Here is a 2552-nt window from a genome sequence, read left to right as displayed (position 1 = left end):
CGCGCGGCGGATCCAGCTCTGGATGCCGCAGAACCCCGAGTGGTTCAACATCGACCCCGATGCGGCGCAGGTCGCCGCCGCCGACGTCGGGGCGGCGGCGTCCGCGGCCGGGACGCCGGTGGGCGCGCCGGAGGCTGCCGCAGCCGAGGCGGCGGAGGCGTGCGTGCCGACCGAGGAGACGCCCTGTCCCGAGCCGCTGGCCAACTGACGGCTTGATTTTTCCCCGCCGTCGCAATAGTCCGCCCGCGATGTTGAACCGGGCCGTCCGCCTCTCGCGCCGGCGGCCCCCGAACGGACAGGGCGCCGAGGCAGATGGCAAAGGCAAAATTCGAACGTAACAAGCCGCACGTGAACATCGGCACGATCGGTCACGTTGACCACGGCAAGACGACTCTGACGGCGGCGATCACGAAGTATTTCGGTGAGTTCCGCGCGTACGACCAGATCGACGGGGCACCCGAGGAGAAGGCGCGGGGGATCACGATCTCGACGGCGCACGTTGAGTACGAGACGGAGGCGCGGCACTACGCCCATGTCGACTGCCCCGGCCACGCGGACTACGTGAAGAACATGATCACGGGCGCTGCGCAGATGGACGGCGCGATCCTGGTTGTGAACGCGGCCGACGGCCCGATGCCGCAGACGCGCGAGCACATCCTCCTGGCGCGCCAGGTGGGCGTTCCGGCGCTGGTGGTGTACATGAACAAGGTGGACCAGGTCGACGACGAGGAGCTTCTCGAGCTCGTCGAGATGGAGGTTCGCGAGCTTCTGTCCTCCTACGAGTTCCCCGGCGACGACATCCCGATCGTGAAGGGCTCGGCTCTGGCGGCGATGGAGGGGCGGGACCCCGAGATCGGCGAGAACTCGATCCGCGAGCTGATGGCGGCGGTGGACGCCTACATCCCGACGCCGGAGCGTGCGGTGGACAAGCCGTTCCTGATGCCGATCGAGGACGTGTTCTCGATCTCGGGCCGGGGCACGGTGGTGACGGGCCGTGTCGAGCGCGGCGTGGTGAACGTGGGCGACGAGCTCGAGATCGTGGGCATCCGCACGACGCAGAAGACGACCTGCACGGGCGTCGAGATGTTCCGCAAGCTGCTGGATCGCGGCGAGGCGGGCGACAACATCGGCGCGCTTCTGCGCGGCATCGACCGGGACGCGGTGGAGCGGGGCCAGGTGCTCTGCAAGCCCGGCTCGGTGAAGCCGCACACGAAGTTCGAGGCCGAGGCCTACATCCTGACGAAGGAGGAGGGCGGTCGCCACACGCCGTTCTTCGCGAACTACCGCCCGCAGTTCTACTTCCGCACGACGGACGTGACGGGGACGGTGCAGCTGAAGGAAGGCACCGAGATGGTGATGCCGGGCGACAACGTTGCGTTCACGGTGGAGCTGATCGCGCCGATCGCGATGGAGGACGGCCTGCGCTTCGCCATCCGCGAGGGCGGCCGCACCGTCGGCGCGGGCGTCGTCTCGAAGATCATCGAGTGATCCGGGCGCCGGGCCGTTTCCGCCGGCGGAAACGGCCCGGAAAAGCCGGCTTTTCCGGGCCGGCGCACATTGACGAGGGACGGGCCGCCGTGTAGACGCGCGGCCTTCACCGCTCCGGCGACGGCGCGGACAACGAAACCGGTTCGACGAGGGGCGCGGGGCGTTCCTCCTCTCAACTGAAAGGAAAACGACATGGCGATTGCCAGCCAGAACATCCGGATCCGCCTCAAGGCGTTCGACTACCGGGTTCTCGACGCCTCGACCCTCGAGATCGTGAACACGGCCAAGCGCACGGGCGCGCAGGTCCGCGGGCCCATCCCGCTCCCCAACAAGATCGAGAAGTTCACCGTTCTCCGCGGTCCGCACATCGACAAGAAGTCGCGCGACCAGTGGGAGATCCGGACGCACAAGCGTCTTCTCGACATCGTCGATCCGACCCCGCAGACGGTGGACGCGCTGATGAAGCTCGACCTCGCCGCCGGCGTGGACGTCGAGATCAAGGTGTAAGGGGAGGCCGCTCGAATGTTGCGCTCTGGTATCATCGCCAAGAAGCTGGGCATGACCCGGCTCTTCATGGAGGACGGGCGTCAGGTTCCCGTCACCGTGCTCCAGCTCGACAAGCTCCAGGTCGTCGCCCAGCGGACGCCCGAGAAGGACGGCTACACCGCCGTCCAGCTCGGCGCCGGCACGGCGAAGGCCAAGCGGGTCTCCGCGCCGATGCGCGGGCACTTCGCCAAGGCTTCGGTCGAGCCCAAGCGGAAGATCGCGGAATTCCGCGTCGATCCCGAGAACCTGCTCGCCGTCGGCGAGGAGATCATCGCCGACCACTACTTCGAGGGCCAGTTCGTCGACGTGACGGGCACCTCGATCGGCAAGGGCTTCGCCGGTGCCATGAAGCGGCACAACTTCGGCGGCCTGCGCGCCTCGCACGGCGTGTCGATCAGCCACCGCTCGCACGGCTCCACCGGCCAGTGCCAGGACCCGGGCAAGGTCTTCAAGGGCAAGAAGATGGCCGGCCACATGGGCGCCGCCCGCGTGACCACGCAGAACCTGCAGGTCGTCCG

General features: G+C 68.0%; 3 protein-coding genes and 1 pseudogene. All 4 read left to right on the top strand.

What is annotated here, in order from left to right; translation table 11 throughout:
• Window positions 1-208 (top strand): annotated as a pseudogene (locus ACTS11_RS16810) (hypothetical protein); the annotation flags it as partial.
• A 104-nt stretch (window positions 209-312) separates the two neighbouring features.
• Window positions 313-1488, top strand: a complete 1176-nt coding sequence (gene tuf, locus ACTS11_RS16805; protein ID WP_442641447.1) for an elongation factor Tu — start codon at window positions 313-315, stop codon at window positions 1486-1488.
• Window positions 1489-1686: 198 nt separating this feature from the next.
• Window positions 1687-1995 (top strand): 30S ribosomal protein S10, encoded by a 309-nt coding sequence (rpsJ, locus tag ACTS11_RS16800; RefSeq protein ID WP_213595990.1) that lies wholly within the window; start codon window positions 1687-1689, stop codon window positions 1993-1995.
• A 15-nt stretch (window positions 1996-2010) separates the two neighbouring features.
• Window positions 2011-2552, top strand: a 542-nt coding sequence (gene rplC / locus ACTS11_RS16795; protein ID WP_442641446.1) for a 50S ribosomal protein L3, incomplete at its 3' end; no start/stop codon positions are given.

The organism is Roseicyclus sp. (genome assembly GCF_052168335.1).
Taxonomy (GTDB): Bacteria; Pseudomonadota; Alphaproteobacteria; order Rhodobacterales; family Rhodobacteraceae; genus Roseibacterium.
Note: the sequence above shows the minus strand (reverse complement) of the source record. Positions and strands in the feature narration are given on the sequence as shown.

Coding starts and splice junctions, on each gene's coding strand:
- tuf (WP_442641447.1), top strand. CDS start 313: ATGGCAAAGGCAAAATTCGAACGTAACAAGCCGCACGTGAACATCGGC.